Source organism: Pedobacter hiemivivus (assembly GCF_004331685.1).
Lineage (GTDB): Bacteria > Bacteroidota > Bacteroidia > Sphingobacteriales > Sphingobacteriaceae > Pedobacter > Pedobacter hiemivivus.
Window position 1 is genome coordinate 166,846 of record NZ_SJSM01000001.1, and the last position, 20,543, is coordinate 187,388.

Sequence of the window (20,543 nt, forward strand, 5' to 3'; positions counted from 1 at the left end):
TAAATATCCGCCAGTGTTTATGTACCACAGATCCTATTCGTAACTCTAAATTACATTTTATGAAACGTAATATCAAAAATGAGTCTTTTAAATTCCGGATATTTTTATTGGAAGCCAAGGTAATTAAAGTCTACTATTTTAATAGTATTAATTAAACTTTTTTTACACTAATTTGTTTTTTATATTTTTACTCCTATGATTTTCCTTGAAAACGAGCATTTAACAGCTTCCTTTGCCAATAAAGGTGCAGAGCTACAATATTTAAAAAGCAAAAAATACAACATAGATTACCTATGGAACGGAAATCCTACCAACTGGGGCAAGTTTAGTCCTATTCTTTTCCCTATCGTAGGTTCATTAAAAAACAATACCTATTATTTCGAGAATAAGGGATACAAACTATCCAGACATGGTTTTGCAAGAGATTATGATTTCGAGGCAATCATGCGAAGCAATACTGAGGTTGTATTTACACTTACACACAATGCCGAAACCTTAAAAGTATACCCTTTCCGATTCGTCCTCCATTTGCGATATACCTTAACTGAATTAGGCTTATCCTGCACTTACGAAGTAACCAATCCTGCGGATGACTTGTTGTTGTTTTCAATTGGAGCGCACCCTGCATTTAAAGTTCCAATTCAAGACGATGTACAATACACCGACTATTTTCTGAAATTTAATAAAGATCAGATATTGGCTTACCATAAAATCAGTGAAGACCTCATTGCCAATGAAACAGTTGAGATTGAACTAAAGGACGGAAAATTACCATTACAGCACGAGCTTTTCTATGAGGATGCCTTAGTTTTTAAATCATTAAAAAGTGATTGCATTTCTATTGCCTGTGATAAGAATCCTCATGGTCTCCATTTTAAATTTAAAGACTTCCCATTCTTTGGCATCTGGGCAGCAAAAAATGCGGACTTTGTTTGTCTGGAACCTTGGTGCGGCATTGCCGACGGTGTTGATCATCAGCAAAATTTGGAAGAAAAAGAAGGAATAGTCTCGCTGGCCCCAGGCAAAACCTGGAGCAGAAGTTGGGAAATAGAATGTTTTTAATTATTTAACGCCAGGCAATTGAACCGTAAACTTAGCGCCTTTATTTTCGCCTTCACTTTCGGCAAATATCCAACCGCCATGAGCTTCAACTAAAACCTTCACAATGGAAAGGCCTAGCCCTGTTGAGTGCTCTCCGGCAGTTGGTTGCGCACTCAATCGAGTAAAACGCTGAAACAATTGCATTTTATCATCAGCAGTTAAACCAGGTCCCTCATCTTCAATCTCTATTACAGCTTTACCGTTTAAGGTACTCACCCGTACATAGATATTGGTATTTAAGGGTGCGTATTTGATGGCATTATTGATCAGGTTATCTATCACCTCATTCAATTTACCCTCATCTGCGTTGATATAGATATCCATTTCAGGAGTAAAATGGATGACTTGTCCCTTTCTTTCCGCCAAAGGTTGATTCATGGCTACCACATTACTCACCAGGTAAGAGACATTTAATTTTATAAGCAGCAATCTAATCTCACCGGCTTCCATGCTGCCCGACTGCAGGAGTTCGTCAATGATACTCACCATATTTAAACTGGCAATTTTGATTTGATCACACATCGCGTCAACCACAAGGTGATCATTTTTTTTAAGTTTGATCAGATCCGCGCGAACAGGGATAGTAGTTAAAGGATTTTTGAGATCGTGAGCCGTTCTATTTAAAATCTGATTGCGCTGTGCCAAGGATAACCTCGAAGCCAGTTTCAGCTCTATCTGATCCATTACAATGTCTCTCAGATCTTTTAAAATTTCCTGTTCTTCAGCAGAAATTGTTCTTGGAATTTTATCTATTATACAAAAAGATCCGAGGTTAAAACCGTCCTTGGTTTTAAGTGGAAATGCAGCATAAAATCTCAATCCAAAGGGCCCTACGACTAGTTTATGACTCAATGTGCGCGGATCATTAGCCGCATCTTCTATCAAATAAAAATCATCCGCTAAAACTACGTTTGCACATAAGCCCTCTTCACGTTCCATTTGCTGTACATCTAATCCGTACTTTGATTTAAACCAAACCCGATGTGTATCCACCAGACTAATCACCGCTACGGGAACATTAATAAGCTTTGCAGCCAGTTTAGTTAATTTATCAAAAGTATTGTCTGGGGGAGTATCAAGGATGTCGTACCTGTGTAAGGCCTTAACCCTTTCTTCTTCGACGGAAACCAGTTCCTGATCTGTTTGTATAGCCATGAGATTCATAATAGAGATACCATAAAGTTAACATTGTTCCTTGGTAAAACAAATTAATATCCCCCTACTTAATTACTGCAGTCCGCTTGCTCGTTGTATAGGCATTAAAAATCCCCAATGCACCATTATTGAAATTTGAGATTGGATTTGAAGGTGCCACGGGTGGTCCAGCCTGGCCACTACTTTGCTTTAAACTATAAAAATAGCGGTAAACATTAGGATCTACACATTGAAACTCTACCGCCAGACTATCCCCCTGTTTTAAATCCTCCAGCTTATAAAATATCGCGTCAGCAACTTTGTTCCCATTATTAAAACGATCATCACTCACCATATCTTCTTCTATCTTCCCTTTTGCTTTTAAAATATAGCGGTATTGGTTTACAGCATCTACAGGATCATTGTAATTAACAGCTATATAAGTGCTTAATTTACCAAAAAGATTAAACTGTTTAAAGGTGAGTGAGTCCAGTACAACCTTTGCTGGCATCGTTGAGGTTGCGGTATATATTTTACCATCGACAGTAACATTCAGTATATACTTATTACTTGGAACACCGCGAGTTTTAACAGATTGATACACACCTGGCGAAACTTCCGTATAGGTTACGGTTGACCCGTTTGGTCTGGTCACTACAACCTTTGCCTCTGATACCCCATTAAATTTATTTGGCTCGGTAAAACTATAAGTCTTAGATATCTTGACTACCTGATTCTCGTTCTGATCATTTATTCCACCGTCGATAACCAGTACAGGATTCGAATTGTCAAGTTTAAGCTCAATCACTTTCTCGCATCCGCTAAGTAGCATTCCTGCAAAAAGTACTATAAATAAAATAGGTCTCATCTTACTAAAATTTAAAATTCCAGGTCACCGAAGGGATCATTCCAAACAAAGTGGTTCTCACCACTTCAGTTTTGGTTGGGTCATCCGGATTGTCCTTAAAATCAATTGAAAAAGCATTCTGTCGGTTATATAAATTATAAATCCCAAATGACCAACTCGATTGTAATCTCTTTCCAGGTTTACCTTCCAATGTTGCAGCAACATCTAAACGATGGTATGCAGGTGTCCTGTAGCCATTCTTTTCTGTATAATAAAAAACGGTTCGATCATTGATCTGGTATTTACCACTTGGATAAGTAACTGCATTACCTGTGTTGTAAACAAAAACCGACGAGAAGGTCCAGCGTTGGCTGGCTTTATAAATACCAACAAGCGACAGATCGTGTGTTCTATCTTGCTTCGCATAAAACCATTTCCCATTGTTAATCGCATCAAACTGCCGCTCTGTGCGCGACCAGGTGTATCCTACCCAACCATTAAAGCGGCCAAATCTTTTCTTAAAAAATAGCTCCAGTCCATAAGCCCTACCATCGCCATACAACAAATCAGCCTCTACATTCCCATTGCCCCGCAAATCGGTACCACTACGATATTCAATCTGATTTTGCATCCATTTGTAATATACTTCTGCAGAAAACTCATAACTATTGTCGTTAAAATTCCTGAAATATCCCAAAGCAACCTGATCAGCTATTTCAGGCTTCACGTTGTTGCTATTCATAATATAAACATCTGTAGGTGAAGTCGATGTAGAGTTCGACATCAGGTGTACATTTTGAATATTCCGGGTATAAGCACCTTTTAATGAACTTGAATTGGTTAACTGATAACTAGCGGATACCCTTGGCTCCAGATTGAAATAACTTTTCACAAACTCCCCCGCCTTATAAGCTTTAGTATCAATGATGTTTCCTTCTGCATTATAGGATTTGATATTGCCTGGCCCCATTAACGAGAAACTACTTAAGCGCAAACCATAAACGATGTTCATCCGATCATTGACAGTCCATTCATCCGAAATATAAGTAGCCAATTCCAAGCCTTTACGATCTTCATAAGTCGTTTGATTTACACTGGAAGTTTCTGATGCGGTAAGTTTACCGGGCGCTATAGTATGGTGAATCGCATTTACCCCAAACTTTAAATTATGACTATTGCTTAAGCTATATTCAAAATCCTGCTTTAAATTAAAATCCTTAATAGAAGAGTTTACTTCGAAGTCGTTCTCTTCCATAAAATTCTGAATCACATAATTGTAATTACTATAGATTAAAGAAGTATTGGAGAACAACCTGTTGCTGTATAAATGGTTCCACCTCAATGTTACCGTTGCATTGCCCCAGTTAAAACCAAAAGTATCCGCTATACCCAGCTTATCCCGCCCAAAATAACCACTTAGGTATAGCGTGTTTTTATCGTCTATCTGGTAATTCGCTTTTGCATTAAAATCATAAAAATAAAGGGTGTTGCTGTTAATCGAGCTATCGGGTGACAACTTCAAAAAAGCATCAAGGTAAGTTCTTCGGGCGCTAACCATAAACGAACCTTTATCTTTCACAATGGGGCCTTCGGCCTTTAATCTTGAGGAGATCAAGCCAATACCTCCCTCAACAGTATACGTTTTCCTATTGCCATCGTTCATTTTAATGTCCAACACCGAAGCCAGTCTGCCCCCATATTGCGCCGGCATGCCACCTTTATACACACTCACATCTTTTATCGCATCTGAATTAAATGTAGAAAAGAAACCGAGCAGGTGTGACGCGTTATAAACAGGAGCTTCATCCAAAAGAATGAGGTTCTGATCCGTAGCCCCACCCCTTACATAAAAGCCGCTATTGCCCTCACCAGCCGATTTTATTCCCGGTAGTAATTGCAGCGTTTTAAGCACATCACGTTCACCTAATAACACCGGAACATTGTTGATGTCTTTCATATCTATTTTTTGCAAGCCCATTTGCGGATTACTTACATTTTCGTTTCTCTTGCTGGCAGCGATCACCACTTCGTTTAACTGGTTATCTTCTTCCAGTACAAAATTAATCCTGGTATCTTTAGTTACATTCAGATTTTGCTTTATAGTTTTATACCCAATAAAGCTGACCGAAATCTCATAAATTCCCTCCTGTGTATTGATCGAATAGAAACCATAAGCATTGGTTACCGCTCCGGCGGTAATACTACCGATTAACTTTACGCTTGCACCGATTAAGGTTTCACCGGTTTTTGCATCCGTCACATTTCCATTAACAGTTTTTTTATTTTGAGCAAATACAAATCTGGGTTGAGCAATTATAAAAAGTAGTATCAGTACAATTCTAATGGTGTTTGGCATAATCACATCGTGATCTGTAAAAATAGAAAGAATTACCGTATAGGCAAGCCATCTCAATATTACCATTGTTGATATAAAAATTTGCAGTTAGGATTAATCTTTAGGAAATTAGCTATTCAAATAAAATCGCATTAAGATGTACCGGAAAATGGATGACTTCCTGAAAGACTGGAAAAACGAAGAGGAGTTTACTTTAAAAATTTTTAGTTTAATCAGTGTTGAGGCTAAAACAGAACAGGTTCATGAGCATGTGCGCGCATTAGACAGGCTGGCTTGGCATTTAACACAAACCATTACGGAAATGGGTAAACGCGCCGGATTACTTGCAGATGATTTACTTGAGCATCAAGCTATTCCGGAGACTATGAATGAAATAGCTGAAATCTACAAGACCAATTCAGGCCTACTTTGTCGTGCGGTACGTTTAAAATGGACTGACTCCTCACTTGAAGACCTAGTGCCCATGTATGGTGATGAATGGATGAAAGGAAAAATTCTACAAATCTTATTGTTACACCAAACGCATCATCGTGGACAAATGACTGTGATTATGCGTATATTAGGTTTACCGGTGCCAGGCCTTTACGGACCATCAAAAGAAGAATGGATTGCAATGGGCTTGCCAGCAATGGACTAATCAATAAAACGCTTACCCTATGACTGAATTTTACTGGACTTTTAAGCAAACACAATTTCATGGTATCCATTGGCTACCGAAAAAATTCGACAAGGTAATTATCATTGTCCATGGTATTGGCGAGCATATCGGACGTTATGATCAGGTAGCTGCTTTTTTTGTGCAACAAGGCTATGCAGTTATCGGTATCGATCATTATGGTCATGGTAAAACCGATGGTCATAAAGGTGCTTCCCGCGGTTTCGAATTTATGTTTGATTACCTAAAAGCCTTTTTACGTCATGTAAAAACACAATTCAGCAAACCTGTTATCATGTACGGCCATAGCATGGGTGGTGGTGTATTAACAGGATTCTTACTCAAGCGACAACCTGAAATACTAGCCGCAGTTATTTCTGCTCCTGCACTCATTATTGGTACGCGCCCAGGTCCTTTACTTAAAGGTGCCTTAAAGGTGTTCACCACAATAGCACCAAACTTCCGTATCTCTCAGGGACTAGACATCAATAAAGTTTCACATGATCCATTAGCGGTAGAAAAATTTGAGAATGATCCTTTGCGCCATGATAAAATCAGCTTCCGGCTAGCCAACGATATGATACAGAACGGAGCCTGGTGCCTGGAACATGCAGATCAATTGAAAATAAGATCGCTGTTAATGCATGGTAGCGCAGACGAATTTACAGCTGTAGAGGGTTCTCGATTGTTTGCCAAACGCGCACCAGCCAACCTGCTCACTTATAAAGAATGGGATAACCTCTATCATGAGATGCATAATGAACCGGAAAGTGCAGAGGTGCTACAATATGTGGCAGATTGGCTGAAAGGTTAATGCCCTTCGGAACGCTCCACATTAGCGCTACCAGCATTGATAATCTGCTGAATGATCAAGGCAATTACCACCACCAACAAACAACCAATCACATTAAGCCACAAGTAAGCTACAAGTTCCGATCGTCCCAATACGACAATTATGGCCTCAGTTAGTAGTGCCGCAAAAAACACAGCCCTTCCATTTACTCGTTTTACATAAAATGCAACTAGGAAAACACCTAGAATTGTTCCATAAATATAAGAACCCAGGATGTTTACCGCTTCCAGCAAATTACCAATCTTGCTCGCATATAAAGCCATTACTATACATACTACACCCCAAAATACAGTTGCCAAACGCGATGCCTGTAAGTATTCGTGATCTGAAGCATCCTTTTTAATCAATCGTTTATAAATATCAATAACAGTAGTAGAAGCCAGAGAATTTAATGCACTGGCCGTGGAGCCCATAGACGCTAGAAAAATAATGGCAATTAACAAGCCTATTAATCCCTTTGGCAAATACTGGGTTACAAAACTTAAAAAGATATAATTGTTATCCTTTGTGTTGGCTTGTTCATCATTCTTCAACATTAACTCTGTCACCTGTAGTCTAATTCCCTTCTCCTTCTCATCGGCAAGCTGCAGGGCAGTTCTTTGTTGATCAATAAGTGCTTTATTATCGGCATCGAGTGCCGCATTCATCTTATTTACCTCTATTTGTTTTTCATCAAATGCACGGTCATAATTAACCTTAATCTTATCCAATTCTGGACCATACTTACTGTTTTCCAGTTTATTTAACTCAAAACTGTTAAAGAAAATTGGCGGTCTGTTATATTGATAAAAAGCAAAAACAAGCACCCCAATTAGCAATATCAAGAACTGCATTGGTATTTTCACCAAGCCATTCATCAATAAACCTAATCTACTCTGACTAACCGAGGCTCCCGACAAATATCGCCCCACCTGACTCTGATCTGTTCCAAAATAAGACAACTGCAAAAAGAAACCACCGATTAAACCAGTCCACACCGTATACTGATTGTTCAAATCCAGTTTAAAATCTATAGCGTTGGTTCTACCCATTTTCCCGGCTATGCTGATCGCTCTGCTAAAGCCAATATCCCCCGGAAGCAGGTGTACCACCATTATTCCAGCGGCAAACAAACCGCAAAAGATAATACTCATTTGCAGCATTTGTGTATATGAAACTGCTTTAGTACCTCCATATACGGTATAAAATATAACCAAACTGCCAATAAATAGCGTTGTATAAGTGGTATTGATATTTAATATGGTTGATAAAATGATAGATGGTGCATAAATGGTTATCCCCGTCGAAAGCCCACGCTGAATTAAGAAAAGAAATGCGGTTAATGCCCTCGTTTTCAAATCAAAGCGTTGCTCCAGATACTCGTATGCAGTATATACTTTTAATCGATGAAATATAGGCACAAAAGTGATACACAAGACAATCATTGCCAGCGGTAAGCCTAGATAAAATTGCACAAAGCTCATCCCAGATGAATAAGCAAGACCCGGTGCCGATAAAAAAGTAATGGCACTGGCTTGTGTAGCCATCACAGATAAGCAAACATGATACCATGGCAGGGACTGGTTACCCAACAAATATCCTTGAATATTTTGCGCACCACGACTTTTATAAACGCCATAAGCTACAATTACAACCAGTGTAATGATTAAGACAGACCAATCGATAACACTCATTCGAAGTATTTAGTAAAAGCGTAAAAAATTAAGATTAGAAAAACCAGCCAACCGATCAGTAGGCGATAAAACTGCTTCCAGTTTTTAACAAAAGGCGGTAAATCCTGTTCTTTTTCGCCTATTGGCTCCTGCTCTATCATATATGAAAAACTAATTATTTTTGCTGGATAACAAATTCACGAACAAGCGGTATGCACCAGGAACTCCAGCAGGCAATTGCCTGAAGAAAGAAATACCGGTATACACATACCTACCCTTTCCGTAATTGGCAACAATTAACGATCCTGTTTTAGCACTTTCCCCATTGTCATTCATACTCAGGATTGGTGTATATTTCTGATCCGCATCGGTAACGAAGTACAAGCCACGTTCTTGTATCCAGCCATCAAAATCCTTAGCCGTAATCTTATTAGGATAGTTTAAAGCGGGATCTTCAGGTGCAAGAATAGTAACTTTTGCATCTTCTTCCGTAACCCTATCACGTGACAACTTGAAAGGATAAGGACCAATATTATCAATCTTTAACGGACTGTTTACATTATATTGAATTAACAAAGTTCCGCCATTCTCTACATACTTCATCAGCTTAGGCTGCATGTTTTTAATCTGATCGTTCACATTATACAACCTCACGCCGTCAACGATCGCATCAAAACCTGAAAGATTACTGTTGATCACTTGATTCTCGGTCAGGTTAACCACATCGTACCCAATTTGCTTTAAAGATTCAGGCACAAGGTCTCCAGCGCCTGCGATATAACCAATGCGCTTTCCTCCAAATTTCAGATCCACTTTATCTAACCTTGCTTCTGCAAAAGGGAAAAGTGTTTGCATTGGGATATGCTCATAATTAATTACACGAAGCCCCTTGTTATATGTTTTACCATCAACCACCACATTTAACAATAAATCACCTCCTGTAGTATTTCCAGCAGGAGTAACCGTAAACATAGCCGACTGTTCATCTCCTTTTTTAGCCAGTGTAAAATCTATTTTCTGAGGACTTACTTTCCATCCTGAAGGTACTTGTGGGGCTAAGACTCCCGAAGCATTGTCTTTAAAGCTCCTTAATAATACTGTAATGTTTTTGGCTTCATTACCATTAAAAATAAAGGCTTTCTCAGAAAGTGTAGCAGTTACTGGTGGCGCAATAACCAATGGCTGATAAACCTCTCCACGTACCTGATCAGTATATTTGTAAACCACAGGGCGTTTCTTTTCTATAATTTGATCACCTATTTTGATTTTAAATACTGCCATTAGCGCTGGTCTATTTTCAGGCATCCCAATCATAGAAAGGGAATCAACTACAAAAGAACCTATTGGATGTTTTTTTTCAAGCCAGTAAGGCTGAGTAATGCCTACATTCGTTGTTGAAAGCACTTTATCCTGACTTACAAACTTATTTGGTGACAAATCAAATGAAGCACCACTATATGTTTCTTCCATGCTGATGGCTATTGGAAATCCCGGTTTCACTCTTGCAATTCCCTGCACTTTTACATTTATTGGCTGGTTTAGGGCATATGAAGAATTTGTAGTTGTACTTTCTAGCCAAATACCAGCACAAGCAAGAATAAGATCATCAAGCTGCTCCTGTTTAAAAGGCTTTCCTTTTACCAGTTGTTTTAATTTTAGAAGTTTCGTTATTGATTTTGAAGGATCGGCAGCATTGTATTCACTATTGATCTCTGTTAGCAGTTGCTGAATAGCGGCAGTTCCAGGTGTTCTGTTCAATGTAAAATCTACACCATCAAATATATCGCCCTTTGCTTTTTCGCCTGCCACAGGTGTGAAATACTCTGTAGCTGTTCCGCGTTGTTTTGCAGCACCAAAGCCCTGACTTCTATGATTAGATCTGCTTTCGGCAGCTATTTCTCCATAACTTTTGCCTAACAGTGGATTGTACAAACCAACATCAATCTTCATTTGATCCTCGGCAGTAGTGTTATTACCTCCAAAGTTAAATGTATTCCATACGATTCTTTTCGCTTGCCATGGCTTTACAAAAGCCAACTGCTCTGGAAACTGCTTAGGATCGGCAGCGGCAGCGAAAGCCTCACGCGCCAATATTGCGGAACCAGAATGATGACCATGTCCTGCACGTGCATCTTCTGGGAAGCGTGTAATGATGACATCGGGTTGAAACTTACGGATCACCCAAACCACATCTCCAAGAATCTTTGCTTTGTCCCAGATTTTAAAACTCTCTTCTGGATTTTTAGAAAAGCCAAAATCATTGGCTCTTGTAAAGAATTGTTCTGCACCATCCATGCGACGGGCAGCTAACAGTTCTTGTGTACGTATCAAACCCAATAGTTCGGCCTGTTCATTACCAATCAGGTTTTGTCCACCATCACCTCTGGTTAATGACAGATAGCCTGTTCTTACCTTCTTTTCTTTTGCCAGGTAAGTCAGTAATCTGGTATTTTCATCATCAGGATGTGCAGCAACATACAGCACACTTCCGGTAACATTTAGCGCTTCCAGGCCTTGCTTTATCTCTGCAGCATTTAATTGCTGCATATTTTGTGCCTGGCTAAAAAAAGGAATAACTACAGTAAAACAGAGCAGCGACAAGCGAAACTTCATATTCAAATTTTAAATGATTATCGTGGTTGCACATCGTTTTCAGCAAGTACAACCACGATCTTTCGAAATTAATCAAAAATCATTAATCTGAAGTTTTAATTGCAAACTACTCCGTAACAATACTGAAATAGTACTACAGATTTTATAAGAGAATCTTACTACTCACTTCTTTATCTATCGTAATAAACCCAGGATATTTTACCAGGGTGTTTCCAACTTTAATGCTAGGTCTGATCTTAAGTGTAAGGATGCCTTTCTTTTCAGGTCCACCATTCTTACCGCTTTTAAGAAAATCGCTAATTTCCCCCATCACCTTGCTATTCGAAATAAATGGATAAACATTTACTTCCATATCAACAGGTACGGTAGTCGACTGTCCCGCAGCAACATTTAATGCCTGGTTTATAAAACCTGTAGCTAGTTCCTGTTTGTTGATCAGAATTTTATATTCAAATTCATTGATCGCAGCATCATCTCCCGTCGGATTTTGAACTTCCAGATTTAAGCGTGCTCTTAGCGGAACATCTTTTCTAAGTAAACCGAGTGCTAATCCAGGCAAACTAGCCAAATTAATATCCTGATTGATGATCATCTTTTTTACATCCGCCCCACCAAGGGTAACCTGATCTGCAGAAGTGATTTTGTACCTGCACTTTTCAAGTGCTTTAATTTGCTGCGCCTGTTTATTTATACTACAACTAGATAAAACAACAGTCGCGAGACACAATAGCAATATTTTCTTCATAACAGCTATAACGGTATTTGATTAAAAATGATATGTACAATATAAATGTTTAGCGCTTACGGCGGTATAAACTTTTGCTAATGATGTGGTCGATACTGTATTTTCCAGGACCGGAAACCAATAAGAAAACATACACAAGCAGATAAAGCAAGCCTATTTCTTTCTTATCAAAGCCATCCGGACCATGTACAATAAACACAGCAACTATCATGGTAATGATTAATGGTATAGTAGCTAATCTGGTGCCTAAACCCAACAATAAAAAGATAGAACAGAAAAATTCAGCAAAAACAGTTAAGTACAACGAAGCTGCCATCCCCACTCCTATTGGATCACCAAATTGAATTTCGCCACCTGCCATAAGCCATCCTAGTTTCTGGTAGCCATGAACAATCATAAAAGATGCAATACCTACACGTAAGACAAGTAGCATGAAATGCAGAGCTGCGTTATTAAAATTGGTGTTAAATAATCTTTTCATAGATAAGTTTATTTGTTAATGATATGGATGATTAAAATTTGAAGTATTGATTAAACTAACAACGATTTGATAAATCCAGATATAGCGTCTTGCAATATCCTACGATTCTCCTCCGTAGGCTTGCCATCTTTCCTCATCATTTGGATAGATACCAGGCCATGAAGAATAGATAAATAAGTATGGTACTTAAGGAAAAAATCAGCCTCCTTATTTGAGCTTGTCGCAATTGTTTCCTGGATAGTGGAGATCATAATGATAGTCATGTTTTTCATTTCCACAATCTGATTTACCTTCTCGCAAGCAGGAATGCCCAAACCAAACATCAACTGATAATACTCCTGATGATCAAATGCAAAATCCCAATAGGCATGTGCCATGGCTTCAAGTTGCACAGCTGGCTCCTGATGTTGATCTTTAACCCCTTGAAGTGCTTCGCCAAGTTTTTGAAAACCTTCTTTCGTAAACTCCAGCAATATAGCTTCCTTATTTTCAAAATGATTATAAATAACTGGAATACTGTATTCAATAGCATCGGCAATTTTACGGATCGATAGAGATTGCCAGCCATCCGTTAATACTTGAAGCCATGCGGCCTCCAGTATACTTGCCCTGAATTCCTCCTTCTGTCTAATTTTTCTTTCCGCAATTCCCATGTGCTATATATTTTAGTTAACAGTGTTAACAAAAGTAATACACCAAAATATATTTACAAAAGCATATCTACTTTCTGACTAAAATACAACAAATATTATTTAATGAGTCGAAAAGTTAAATTGATGCGAGGGGTGGTCGGAATCACTGTTTTAGGAAGCCTATGTTCCCATAAATGCTGTGTCTCAGCTTTCATAACCAGTAAACTACCGTGTGTAAGCTCAACTGAAATGATAGGAATTTTATCTTTATAATTCCTGAATTGAAATATTCTTGATGCACCAAAGCTCACAGAAGCAATAAAAGGATACTTCCCTAGATCCCTTCCATGATCACGATGCCAGCCCAAACTATCTTCACCGTTGCGGTAATAGCTAAGCTGACAACTGTTAAATTTTACATCAAATTTATGGGCTATATCCTGTTTAATGCGCTGTAGCACATCTGTCCAGGGCAATGCATTCATCGTAATTCCTGAGTAGCCGTAACTTACACCCTCATCACCGTAAAACGCCGTAAAACGCGGTTGCAACACCATTTCACCAAATACCTGAATAGATTCTTGTTTCCAGTCGACAGTTGTATTCAAGTAATCAAAATATTTATCACTCTCTTCTTCATTAAAGAAATCAGGGTAAAAAAATACCTCTCCTGGAATTGGCAACAGATTTAGATAATCCAGATACAGTGACTTGTCCATACTAGTAAATATACTAGATATATTCCATCATGTATGCTTTTGGTTTTTCCGATCGTAACGTTTTTAGGGCCTTATCTTTAATCTGCCTCACGCGTTCTTTACCCAGTTTCATTTTACAGCCAATCTCGTCCAAACCGATAGCGGTATTCCCACCCAGTCCATAAAACATAGATAGTATTTCCTTTTCACGCTCGGGTAATCTTTTCATTAGGCGCTTTATATCAACCGAAACAGAGCTTTGCAACACCATGGTATCCGTCTTCTCCGTGTTAGTATCTTCAATGGTTTCGGCCAGTGTATAACCAGACTCTTCGGCAATCACTGCGTCCAGAGAAGTGGTCATAGGTGCATGGTGTAGATAGTCAACCACCTTTTCTTCCGATAATTCGATAAACTCACAAACCTCTTCCAAACTTGGTATTCTTTCCAAACGCTGCTCCAATTCACTCATGGCCTTATTGATCCTCATAATACCACCAATTTGGTTTGCAGGCAAACGAACCATTCTTTTTTGTTCTGCTATAGCCAACATAATACTTTGACGAATCCACCATACCGCAAAAGAAATGAACTTAAAACCTTTGGTTTCATCAAAACGTTGGGCCGCTTTAATCAACCCTAAGTTCCCTTCAGCAATCAGATCTGAAAGCCGAATGCCCTGGTTCTGGTATTTCTTAGCTACCGAAACTACAAAACGAAGATTAGACTTTACCAGCCGATCCAATGCCAGTTGATCCCCATTCCTGATCTTCTGTGCCAGCACGATCTCTTCTTCGACGTTCAGCAGGTCAATTCTTGCAATATCATACAAGTATTTTTCGATTGAGTCCGAATCCCTGTTGGTAATGGACTGCTCTATCTTTAATTGTCTCATCGCAAGCAAGGTCAGAAGAAATGATTTTTAGATCAATGGATATACATCATTTCCGATTATTTTACGGAAATAGTTAAAAAAAATTACACTTTTTACGGAAATCGTATTTTAAATAGCCATTTTTTTATTAGTTTCGAAATCTCAGTGTACGATACACACTTTCATCTAATCAACTGGTAATGAATCCTCCAAACCTAGACAAGACAGACATCGGAATTTTAAGACTTTTACAACAGGATGCACTATTGAGTAACAAGCAATTGGCGTTGGAACTGAACAAATCCACCGCAACCATCCACGAAAGGGTGAGAAGATTAAAATCCGAAGGATACATTAAACGCTCGGTTGCTATCGTGGATGGGAAGAAAATTGGTAAAAGCCTGATTGCTTACTCTCAGGTACAGCTTAAGGAGCATACCGATAGCGCATTAAGCAGTTTTGAAAAAGAGGTCGTAAAATTCCCTGAAGTCATGGAGTGTTATCACATGACCGGGGCCTTTGATTTCATCCTGAGGATTGTGATCTCAGACATGGATGCCTATCATAATTTTTTAAGAAGCAAACTGGCACAGCTGAGCAATATTGGCACTGTTCAAAGTTTCTTTGTGATGTCTGAAATTAAAACAGAAACCGCATACCCACTTTAATTACTTAATTGCAGTTATTTGATACAGAGGAAAATCAACAGGATTTTCTTTACCCTTGATCAGTTTGTATTCATAAAAACGATCCAGGTATTTTTTAAATCTATCTAACGAAGGTATTGCCCCATTATAATCCTCATCATATTCAACAGTCTCTCCTATTCTAAGTGCAGGCTCAGGATCTGTTAACTTATGCATTTGCGTTAAATCATTTGGATTTATATTGTGTCTTAAATCTTCCATTTTTTTTAATCAAACCTACACTATTAAAAGGGTAACTCACCTAATTATCAGTAGTATTTACCAGCTATCCCTTACTTATGTCTTATTTTACTCCAATACAGGGTTCTCCTTAATTGGTAATTTGGCAAAACGAATCACTTCAATACTTGGAAAACCAAAGTCCTCCACCACTTTACCTAATATCAAATAGCAGCCTTTTCCTCTAAAAGGATAGATCGATGTATAGTTTGGAAAATGTGTGGTATCAAAGAAATTCCCATCTGCATCTAGAAAAGTACCAAACCACATCTTTTTATTGTTCTTTGCGTGTACAGTTTTTTCGCAAACATACAAGCCTGCCATTTTTACAGTTTGACCAACATAGAAAGGCTGAGGGGAAAGCCCAGCAACTCCAACTCATGATAGCTATCTTCCCGTTTGGTATGCCTTTTTACTCTTACCTGTAAATCTAAAAATGTTAGTTCGTTTGTTTTTTATCGCACTCCTCTTTTTCAGGTCATAAATAAATATCAGATTTTACGCCCAACGGTACTAAAAAATCGTATAGACTTGCAGAGTAATAATTCATAAAAATTAAACCTGAAAAATCATGAGACAAAGTAAAATTCTAAACAAAAAAGGGAATCAGTTCAATGTAAACATTCTCCTTCATCCAGGAGAAGTACTCGCCAACGAGCTTGAAGCAAGAAAACTTACAAAAGCTGCTTTCGCAATAAAAGCGGGGGCATACCCTTCTCAATTGACCGATATATTAAAAGGTAAACGTAATATCACAGCATACATAGCATTGAGACTAGAGATGGAACTAGAAATACCTGCTGAATTTTGGTTAAGACTACAGATGGATTATAATCTACAAAAAGAGCGAAATAAGTTAAAGCAAACCACTTAGAATAAGAGCTAAACTACAATGCCTTCTCGAAACAAACACTATTCTCCACGCCCTCATATTGGCCGTAATTAGGAATAATAGCATAGCCCATTTTTCCATATAAGCCAATAGCTTCGGGCTGGCGAATCCCGGTTTCTAAAATAGTTTTATTAAAATCCATTTCTTTAGCCCAAGCTTCAAGTTCAATTAAAACTTTGCTAGCTACCTTTTTTCCTCTTGCAGTCTCCAGTACATACATCCTCTTGATCTCGGCAGTAAGGTCATCAAAGTATTTGAATGCGCCACAACCTACAGCTTTCTCATTCTCGTAAGCAACAACAACATTTTTAATCAAATCAATTTTATTAAACTGAGCATAAAATGAATGTTCTTCACCATCTCTCACAGCCAGATCCTTGTCTAATAATTTTACCAGATCAATGAAATCTTGGTTTATTGAGTCAGTACGTACAAAGGCAATCATAGGTCAAAACGATTAACAATATTTTAAATGTAAATAAATATATGATTTTACGACCATAGCAATTTCCTATTTTGCCAATACAACCTCTCTAAACAAGCTTTCGTTTCCAGTGCGATCAACCGCAGTTACAGCAACCTTATTTAACTTAGCACCACCCTCTAAAGCTGATTTAATCAAATAGCGGTCATTACGGTTCAGAATTACATAACTCCAGTTATTGCCATATTGAGCGTACACCACCCACCTAAATACATCTTTAGCTTCGACACCATTCCAGCTAAGCTTCCACTGCCCCTGTTTTAATTCGGTTCTAACATCAGGTGCAGCCGGTGCTTTATCATCCAACCAGGAACTAGCCGGAACAAGCGCATGCTTTTTATAAGGACCTTCAGCAATACCTTTAATCAGTTTCTCATGCTTGGTTAGTCCAGCGATACTCCAGTGTGCAGCACCCGGACTATTAGGCAACATACCACGTGTGATCATGATCTGATTTACAATCTCGTCTACGTTCTTATCATCACCACCCAATCCGACATTCATCCCAGGCCACAAGTGTCTATTCATGGTATTTTCAGACGCCCACCAGCCCAGTAATACCGGAAAACTTTGTGGAGCATTATTAATAGACCAGTACAACTGCGGCATAAAATAATCAATCCAACCCTTGTTTAACCAAAGCTTCGCATCAGCATATAGCTTATTGTATTGATCCAAACCTTCAATTGACGCTGGGTAACCTGGCTTCCAAACACCAAATGGACTCAGACCAAACTTCACATATTTCTTTTCAGCCTTAATCTCTTTATAAACTCGCTCTATAAACTGGTTTACGCTTTGTCGGCGCCAATCACCTCTACCTAGCTTACCCCCGCTTTTCAGGTAAGCCGCCCAACTTACCTCATCCGGAAAATCAGCACCACCATTATAAGACTCATAGGGATAGAAATAATCATCAAAATGTACCCCATCAATATCGTAACGTTTTACAATATCCTTTACCACCGCCGAAGCGTGGTCCTGAGTGGCCTTATTTGATGGATCCATCCAGTACTGGCCATCTTTCAACTTCAGTACCATATCAGGTCTTTTCTTAACGATAGATTGATCGCTAATCACTTTACCCGAAGTATGGTGTGCACGATAAGGATTAAGCCATACATGAAGCTCTAATCCACGATCATGCGCCGCTTCAATCCAAAACTGTAGCGGATCATAATAAGGATTAGGTGCTTGCCCCTGTTTACCACTTAGAAAAACAGACCAAGGCTCCAAATTGCTTTTATAAAAGGCATCAGCTTGTGGCCTAACCTGAAATATCACCGCATTAAAATTATTCTTTTTTAAAAAATCAAGCAGAAAGATGGCTTCTTTCTGTTGCTCAGCGGTACTTAAACCGGACTTAGAGGGCCAGTTGATATTGGCAACAGAGGCTACCCATGCTGCCCTGAATTCCTTGGCAACTTGGGGCCTATCAACAATAACAGACTTAGTTTCGGCAGTCGAAGTTTTAACCTTTTTGCTTGTACCGCAGGAATAAAATAAAAACAGGCTGCAGCAAGATAATGCCAGCAGCCCTTTTTCAAGATTTTTAAGTGATATTTTCAATAGTTCGTAGCTTTTATCGTATGTTATACCAAAGCTACAAACTATTATTTATCTTAACCTATAAGTAAAGTATTTTTTATACGGTATTAAGCCGTTTGTAATTTGGCAATATTTCTGTAAGGAAAAGAACCAAAAATATGGCGACGTGCAAACCTTCCTGGTGAATCAGCATTTACCAACTTCACATAAACGGCTTTAGGCACACCAAAATATTCATAAGCACTACCATCCAAAAAGTGCACAGTAAGTACTAAACCAGCCCAATTGTAATCGGCAATACCACAAGTAGCAGTAGTTTGTGTATATTCATCAATAGAAAGCGCAAGCGTTTCTGGCGCTATACTTACCAGGAAATGATAAGCTTCAATGATTTCCTTACTTTTAGCTTCGGCATCAAGTTTAGCTTCTTCGCTGTCCTGAAATTTATCAGGGTGCCAGTCTTTCATTAAATTCCTGTAAATGGATTTCAATTCCTTTAATTCGGCATCCTTTTGTACACCTAATAGTTTTCTGTAATCAGTGATCTTCTTCATAAAATTTGCGCAAAGGTAAGCATATTTACTTTAACATAAGCATCTTACTCATCTTCATGTAATCTTCATTTGAATATTCAAACTTTACAGTACAATTAACGAATAAAAATAAAAACAGAAATCATGAAAAAGTTATTAGGATTAATCGCAATTATGGCATTAGGTTTAACTACCACATTTGCTCAAACACCAGCTGCTGTACATACTCCAGCAGCAAAAAAAGTGGTAAAAAAAGAAGTTAAAACAGTTACTACGCCGGTAAAAAAAGGAGTTAAAGCTACTCCAGCAGCAACTGTAACTACTAAAACAAAAGTAGAGGGCCTGAAAAAAGATGGTACGCCAGATATGCGTCTTAAAGAAAATAAAGCCAAAGCTGTAGTAAAACCTACCACTGCCCCAACTAAAAAAGATGGCACACCTGATATGCGATATAAAGCAAATAAAGCGGTAAAGAAAAATAAATAAATTTTAGTTAGAAATTCAATTTCAGGAGAGGTGCTTACGGCACCTCTTTTTTTGCTTAAAAAAAATTCAACGTATATTAACACCTCAACCCGCTAAAAAAGAACACATGAAACAATCACGTCGTAGTTTTCTTACCCAAATCAGCCTACTATCTGCCGCACCTTTATTGGCATCTTCCAACTTGTTTGCAGCAGCACACTCCCCTATTGCGATTCAATATGGTTACGCTGCCATCACCTGGGGCAATAATATTAAACAATCCATTCAGGATATATCTTCACTCGGTTTTAAAGGAATCCAGCTAAGGGCCAATGCTTTTACTGAATTTGGCCAGAAACCGGACGAACTCATCAAGTTGCTCAAAGACGCAAATTTAAAACTAGCCATGTATTCGAGTGGCAATGCAAACATAAATACCGGTAATGATGAAGCCGAAATTGCCAAACATATAGCAAGTGCTCGCTTTGTTAAACTTCTGGGGGGCGACAGCATACAGGTTACCAATTCTTCACGCCCAAAATCGGGTACAGTAACAAATGAAGACCTCATAAAATATGCAAAACTGTTAACTGAAATTGGGAAGCAAACTGCCGCTATTGGAATAAAAACAACTTACCATAACCATATGGGACAACTCGGACAAACACCAGAAGAAGTAGATATAATTTTGCAGCATTCGGATCCGAAATATGTTAAACTTTTACTGGATATAGCCCATTATCAACAAGGTGGCGGAGATCCTGTAGCGGCAATATTGAAATACAAAAAACGATTAGATTGCCTACACATCAAGGATGTAAAAAACACTACTGATACTAAAGGCTATATTTTTGTAGAACTTGGCCAGGGTCGTGTTGATCTACCTGCTGTACTCGCCACCTTAAAAAATATAAACTACAACGGGTACGCAATTGTTGAGCTGGATGCCGTTCCTGTAAAGGACCGTACACCCCTGCAAAGTGGCCAGATTACACGCGACTATTTAATGAACACCTTAAAAGTAAAGATTTAAATACACTACATATTCTAAACT

22 protein-coding genes are annotated in these 20,543 nt (G+C 38.5%); 7 read left to right on the forward strand and 15 right to left on the reverse strand.

What is annotated here, in order from left to right:
- The first annotated feature begins 195 nt into the window (after positions 1 to 195).
- Positions 196 to 1,062, forward strand: a complete 867-nt coding sequence (locus EZ444_RS00720; protein WP_131606242.1) for an aldose 1-epimerase family protein — start codon at positions 196 to 198, stop codon at positions 1,060 to 1,062.
- Here EZ444_RS00720 and EZ444_RS00725 read toward each other — a convergent pair whose 3' ends face one another.
- The 3 genes from EZ444_RS00725 to EZ444_RS00735 all read right to left on the reverse strand — a co-directional run bounded on the left by EZ444_RS00725 (position 1,063) and on the right by EZ444_RS00735 (position 5,438).
- Positions 1,063 to 2,256, reverse strand: coding sequence for a GAF domain-containing sensor histidine kinase (locus EZ444_RS00725; protein WP_131606244.1), 1,194 nt, complete (start codon positions 2,254 to 2,256; stop codon positions 1,063 to 1,065). It abuts the gene before it with no gap.
- A 64-nt stretch (positions 2,257 to 2,320) separates the two neighbouring features.
- Positions 2,321 to 3,103 (reverse strand): DUF4249 domain-containing protein, encoded by a 783-nt coding sequence (locus tag EZ444_RS00730; protein WP_225874584.1) that lies wholly within the window; start codon positions 3,101 to 3,103, stop codon positions 2,321 to 2,323.
- 4 nt (positions 3,104 to 3,107) lie between these two features.
- A complete protein-coding gene (locus EZ444_RS00735) occupies positions 3,108 to 5,438 on the reverse strand; it encodes a TonB-dependent receptor (RefSeq protein WP_131607178.1) in 2,331 nt (776 codons plus the stop codon).
- 136 nt (positions 5,439 to 5,574) lie between these two features.
- Between EZ444_RS00735 and EZ444_RS00740 the strand changes: the two genes are divergently transcribed.
- Both EZ444_RS00740 and EZ444_RS00745 read left to right on the forward strand, forming a co-directional pair.
- On the forward strand, positions 5,575 to 6,075 hold the full coding sequence (locus EZ444_RS00740; RefSeq protein WP_131606246.1) for a DinB family protein: 501 nt from the start codon (positions 5,575 to 5,577) through the stop codon (positions 6,073 to 6,075).
- A 19-nt stretch (positions 6,076 to 6,094) separates the two neighbouring features.
- Positions 6,095 to 6,907, forward strand: coding sequence for an alpha/beta hydrolase (locus tag EZ444_RS00745; protein ID WP_131606248.1), 813 nt, complete (start codon positions 6,095 to 6,097; stop codon positions 6,905 to 6,907).
- Here the strand turns inward: EZ444_RS00745 and EZ444_RS00750 are convergent.
- From EZ444_RS00750 to EZ444_RS00780, 7 genes are all read right to left on the reverse strand, one after another.
- Complete coding sequence (locus tag EZ444_RS00750) at positions 6,904 to 8,619, reverse strand: sodium:solute symporter (protein WP_131606250.1); 1,716 nt, start codon at positions 8,617 to 8,619, stop codon at positions 6,904 to 6,906. The genes EZ444_RS00745 and EZ444_RS00750 overlap by 4 nt on opposite strands.
- A 150-nt stretch (positions 8,620 to 8,769) precedes the next feature.
- The gene (locus EZ444_RS00755; RefSeq protein ID WP_131606252.1) at positions 8,770 to 11,211 is read right to left on the reverse strand and encodes a PIG-L family deacetylase; all 2,442 of its coding nucleotides are present in this window, start codon (positions 11,209 to 11,211) and stop codon (positions 8,770 to 8,772) included.
- Between the two features lie 142 nt (positions 11,212 to 11,353).
- On the reverse strand, positions 11,354 to 11,956 hold the full coding sequence (locus tag EZ444_RS00760; RefSeq protein ID WP_131606254.1) for an NDR1/HIN1-like protein: 603 nt from the start codon (positions 11,954 to 11,956) through the stop codon (positions 11,354 to 11,356).
- A 49-nt stretch (positions 11,957 to 12,005) separates the two neighbouring features.
- The gene (locus tag EZ444_RS00765) at positions 12,006 to 12,437 is read right to left on the reverse strand and encodes a DoxX family protein (RefSeq protein WP_131606256.1); all 432 of its coding nucleotides are present in this window, start codon (positions 12,435 to 12,437) and stop codon (positions 12,006 to 12,008) included.
- A gap of 50 nt (positions 12,438 to 12,487) precedes the next feature.
- Complete coding sequence (locus tag EZ444_RS00770; RefSeq protein WP_131606258.1) at positions 12,488 to 13,090, reverse strand: TetR/AcrR family transcriptional regulator; 603 nt, start codon at positions 13,088 to 13,090, stop codon at positions 12,488 to 12,490.
- Positions 13,091 to 13,185: 95 nt separating this feature from the next.
- On the reverse strand, positions 13,186 to 13,788 hold the full coding sequence (locus EZ444_RS00775) for an alpha-ketoglutarate-dependent dioxygenase AlkB family protein (RefSeq protein WP_131606260.1): 603 nt from the start codon (positions 13,786 to 13,788) through the stop codon (positions 13,186 to 13,188).
- A gap of 13 nt (positions 13,789 to 13,801) precedes the next feature.
- Entirely contained in the window at positions 13,802 to 14,662 is an 861-nt protein-coding gene (locus EZ444_RS00780) for a sigma-70 family RNA polymerase sigma factor (protein WP_131606262.1), read from the reverse strand.
- A 179-nt stretch (positions 14,663 to 14,841) separates the two neighbouring features.
- Between EZ444_RS00780 and EZ444_RS00785 the strand changes: the two genes are divergently transcribed.
- Positions 14,842 to 15,309, forward strand: coding sequence for an Lrp/AsnC family transcriptional regulator (locus EZ444_RS00785; protein ID WP_131606265.1), 468 nt, complete (start codon positions 14,842 to 14,844; stop codon positions 15,307 to 15,309).
- Here EZ444_RS00785 and EZ444_RS00790 read toward each other — a convergent pair whose 3' ends face one another.
- Positions 15,310 to 15,549, reverse strand: coding sequence for a hypothetical protein (locus EZ444_RS00790; protein ID WP_131606267.1), 240 nt, complete (start codon positions 15,547 to 15,549; stop codon positions 15,310 to 15,312). It lies immediately after the preceding gene.
- 87 nt (positions 15,550 to 15,636) lie between these two features.
- Positions 15,637 to 15,891: a hypothetical protein gene (locus tag EZ444_RS00795; protein ID WP_225874585.1), complete on the reverse strand. Its 255-nt coding sequence runs from the start codon at positions 15,889 to 15,891 to the stop codon at positions 15,637 to 15,639.
- 247 nt (positions 15,892 to 16,138) lie between these two features.
- Here EZ444_RS00795 and EZ444_RS00800 point away from each other — a divergent pair, with 247 nt between their 5' ends.
- Positions 16,139 to 16,441: a HigA family addiction module antitoxin gene (locus tag EZ444_RS00800; RefSeq protein ID WP_131606269.1), complete on the forward strand. Its 303-nt coding sequence runs from the start codon at positions 16,139 to 16,141 to the stop codon at positions 16,439 to 16,441.
- Positions 16,442 to 16,454: 13 nt separating this feature from the next.
- Here the strand turns inward: EZ444_RS00800 and EZ444_RS00805 are convergent, their stop codons facing one another.
- The 3 genes from EZ444_RS00805 to EZ444_RS00815 form a co-directional block, all read right to left on the reverse strand.
- On the reverse strand, positions 16,455 to 16,904 hold the full coding sequence (locus tag EZ444_RS00805) for a GNAT family N-acetyltransferase (protein WP_131606271.1): 450 nt from the start codon (positions 16,902 to 16,904) through the stop codon (positions 16,455 to 16,457).
- Positions 16,905 to 16,970: 66 nt separating this feature from the next.
- Positions 16,971 to 18,512 (reverse strand): glycoside hydrolase family 10 protein, encoded by a 1,542-nt coding sequence (locus EZ444_RS00810; protein WP_131606273.1) that lies wholly within the window; start codon positions 18,510 to 18,512, stop codon positions 16,971 to 16,973.
- Positions 18,513 to 18,598: 86 nt separating this feature from the next.
- Positions 18,599 to 19,045, reverse strand: a complete 447-nt coding sequence (locus EZ444_RS00815; RefSeq protein ID WP_090777202.1) for a KTSC domain-containing protein — start codon at positions 19,043 to 19,045, stop codon at positions 18,599 to 18,601.
- Between the two features lie 123 nt (positions 19,046 to 19,168).
- Between EZ444_RS00815 and EZ444_RS00820 the strand changes: the two genes are divergently transcribed.
- Complete coding sequence (locus tag EZ444_RS00820; protein WP_131606275.1) at positions 19,169 to 19,510, forward strand: hypothetical protein; 342 nt, start codon at positions 19,169 to 19,171, stop codon at positions 19,508 to 19,510.
- A gap of 106 nt (positions 19,511 to 19,616) precedes the next feature.
- Complete coding sequence (locus EZ444_RS00825) at positions 19,617 to 20,522, forward strand: sugar phosphate isomerase/epimerase family protein (protein ID WP_131606277.1); 906 nt, start codon at positions 19,617 to 19,619, stop codon at positions 20,520 to 20,522.
- Positions 20,523 to 20,543 lie beyond the last annotated feature (21 nt).

What these genes read in the sequence shown, in the direction of transcription:
- EZ444_RS00825 (WP_131606277.1), top strand. Translation starts at nt 19,617, where the DNA reads ATGAAACAATCACGTCGTAGTTTTCTTACCCAAATCAGCCTACTATCT.
- EZ444_RS00775 (WP_131606260.1), bottom strand. Translation starts at nt 13,788, where the DNA reads ATGGACAAGTCACTGTATCTGGATTATCTAAATCTGTTGCCAATTCCA.
- EZ444_RS00800 (WP_131606269.1), top strand. Translation starts at nt 16,139, where the DNA reads ATGAGACAAAGTAAAATTCTAAACAAAAAAGGGAATCAGTTCAATGTA.
- EZ444_RS00785 (WP_131606265.1), top strand. Translation starts at nt 14,842, where the DNA reads ATGAATCCTCCAAACCTAGACAAGACAGACATCGGAATTTTAAGACTT.
- EZ444_RS00755 (WP_131606252.1), bottom strand. Translation starts at nt 11,211, where the DNA reads ATGAAGTTTCGCTTGTCGCTGCTCTGTTTTACTGTAGTTATTCCTTTT.
- EZ444_RS00780 (WP_131606262.1), bottom strand. Translation starts at nt 14,662, where the DNA reads ATGAGACAATTAAAGATAGAGCAGTCCATTACCAACAGGGATTCGGAC.
- EZ444_RS00765 (WP_131606256.1), bottom strand. Translation starts at nt 12,437, where the DNA reads ATGAAAAGATTATTTAACACCAATTTTAATAACGCAGCTCTGCATTTC.
- EZ444_RS00790 (WP_131606267.1), bottom strand. Translation starts at nt 15,549, where the DNA reads ATGGAAGATTTAAGACACAATATAAATCCAAATGATTTAACGCAAATG.
- EZ444_RS00795 (WP_225874585.1), bottom strand. Translation starts at nt 15,891, where the DNA reads ATGGCAGGCTTGTATGTTTGCGAAAAAACTGTACACGCAAAGAACAAT.
- EZ444_RS00770 (WP_131606258.1), bottom strand. Translation starts at nt 13,090, where the DNA reads ATGGGAATTGCGGAAAGAAAAATTAGACAGAAGGAGGAATTCAGGGCA.
- EZ444_RS00750 (WP_131606250.1), bottom strand. Translation starts at nt 8,619, where the DNA reads ATGAGTGTTATCGATTGGTCTGTCTTAATCATTACACTGGTTGTAATT.
- EZ444_RS00805 (WP_131606271.1), bottom strand. Translation starts at nt 16,904, where the DNA reads ATGATTGCCTTTGTACGTACTGACTCAATAAACCAAGATTTCATTGAT.
- EZ444_RS00745 (WP_131606248.1), top strand. Translation starts at nt 6,095, where the DNA reads ATGACTGAATTTTACTGGACTTTTAAGCAAACACAATTTCATGGTATC.
- EZ444_RS00760 (WP_131606254.1), bottom strand. Translation starts at nt 11,956, where the DNA reads ATGAAGAAAATATTGCTATTGTGTCTCGCGACTGTTGTTTTATCTAGT.
- EZ444_RS00815 (WP_090777202.1), bottom strand. Translation starts at nt 19,045, where the DNA reads ATGAAGAAGATCACTGATTACAGAAAACTATTAGGTGTACAAAAGGAT.
- EZ444_RS00720 (WP_131606242.1), top strand. Translation starts at nt 196, where the DNA reads ATGATTTTCCTTGAAAACGAGCATTTAACAGCTTCCTTTGCCAATAAA.
- EZ444_RS00740 (WP_131606246.1), top strand. Translation starts at nt 5,575, where the DNA reads ATGTACCGGAAAATGGATGACTTCCTGAAAGACTGGAAAAACGAAGAG.
- EZ444_RS00820 (WP_131606275.1), top strand. Translation starts at nt 19,169, where the DNA reads ATGAAAAAGTTATTAGGATTAATCGCAATTATGGCATTAGGTTTAACT.
- EZ444_RS00730 (WP_225874584.1), bottom strand. Translation starts at nt 3,103, where the DNA reads ATGAGACCTATTTTATTTATAGTACTTTTTGCAGGAATGCTACTTAGC.
- EZ444_RS00725 (WP_131606244.1), bottom strand. Translation starts at nt 2,256, where the DNA reads ATGGCTATACAAACAGATCAGGAACTGGTTTCCGTCGAAGAAGAAAGG.
- EZ444_RS00735 (WP_131607178.1), bottom strand. Translation starts at nt 5,438, where the DNA reads ATGCCAAACACCATTAGAATTGTACTGATACTACTTTTTATAATTGCT.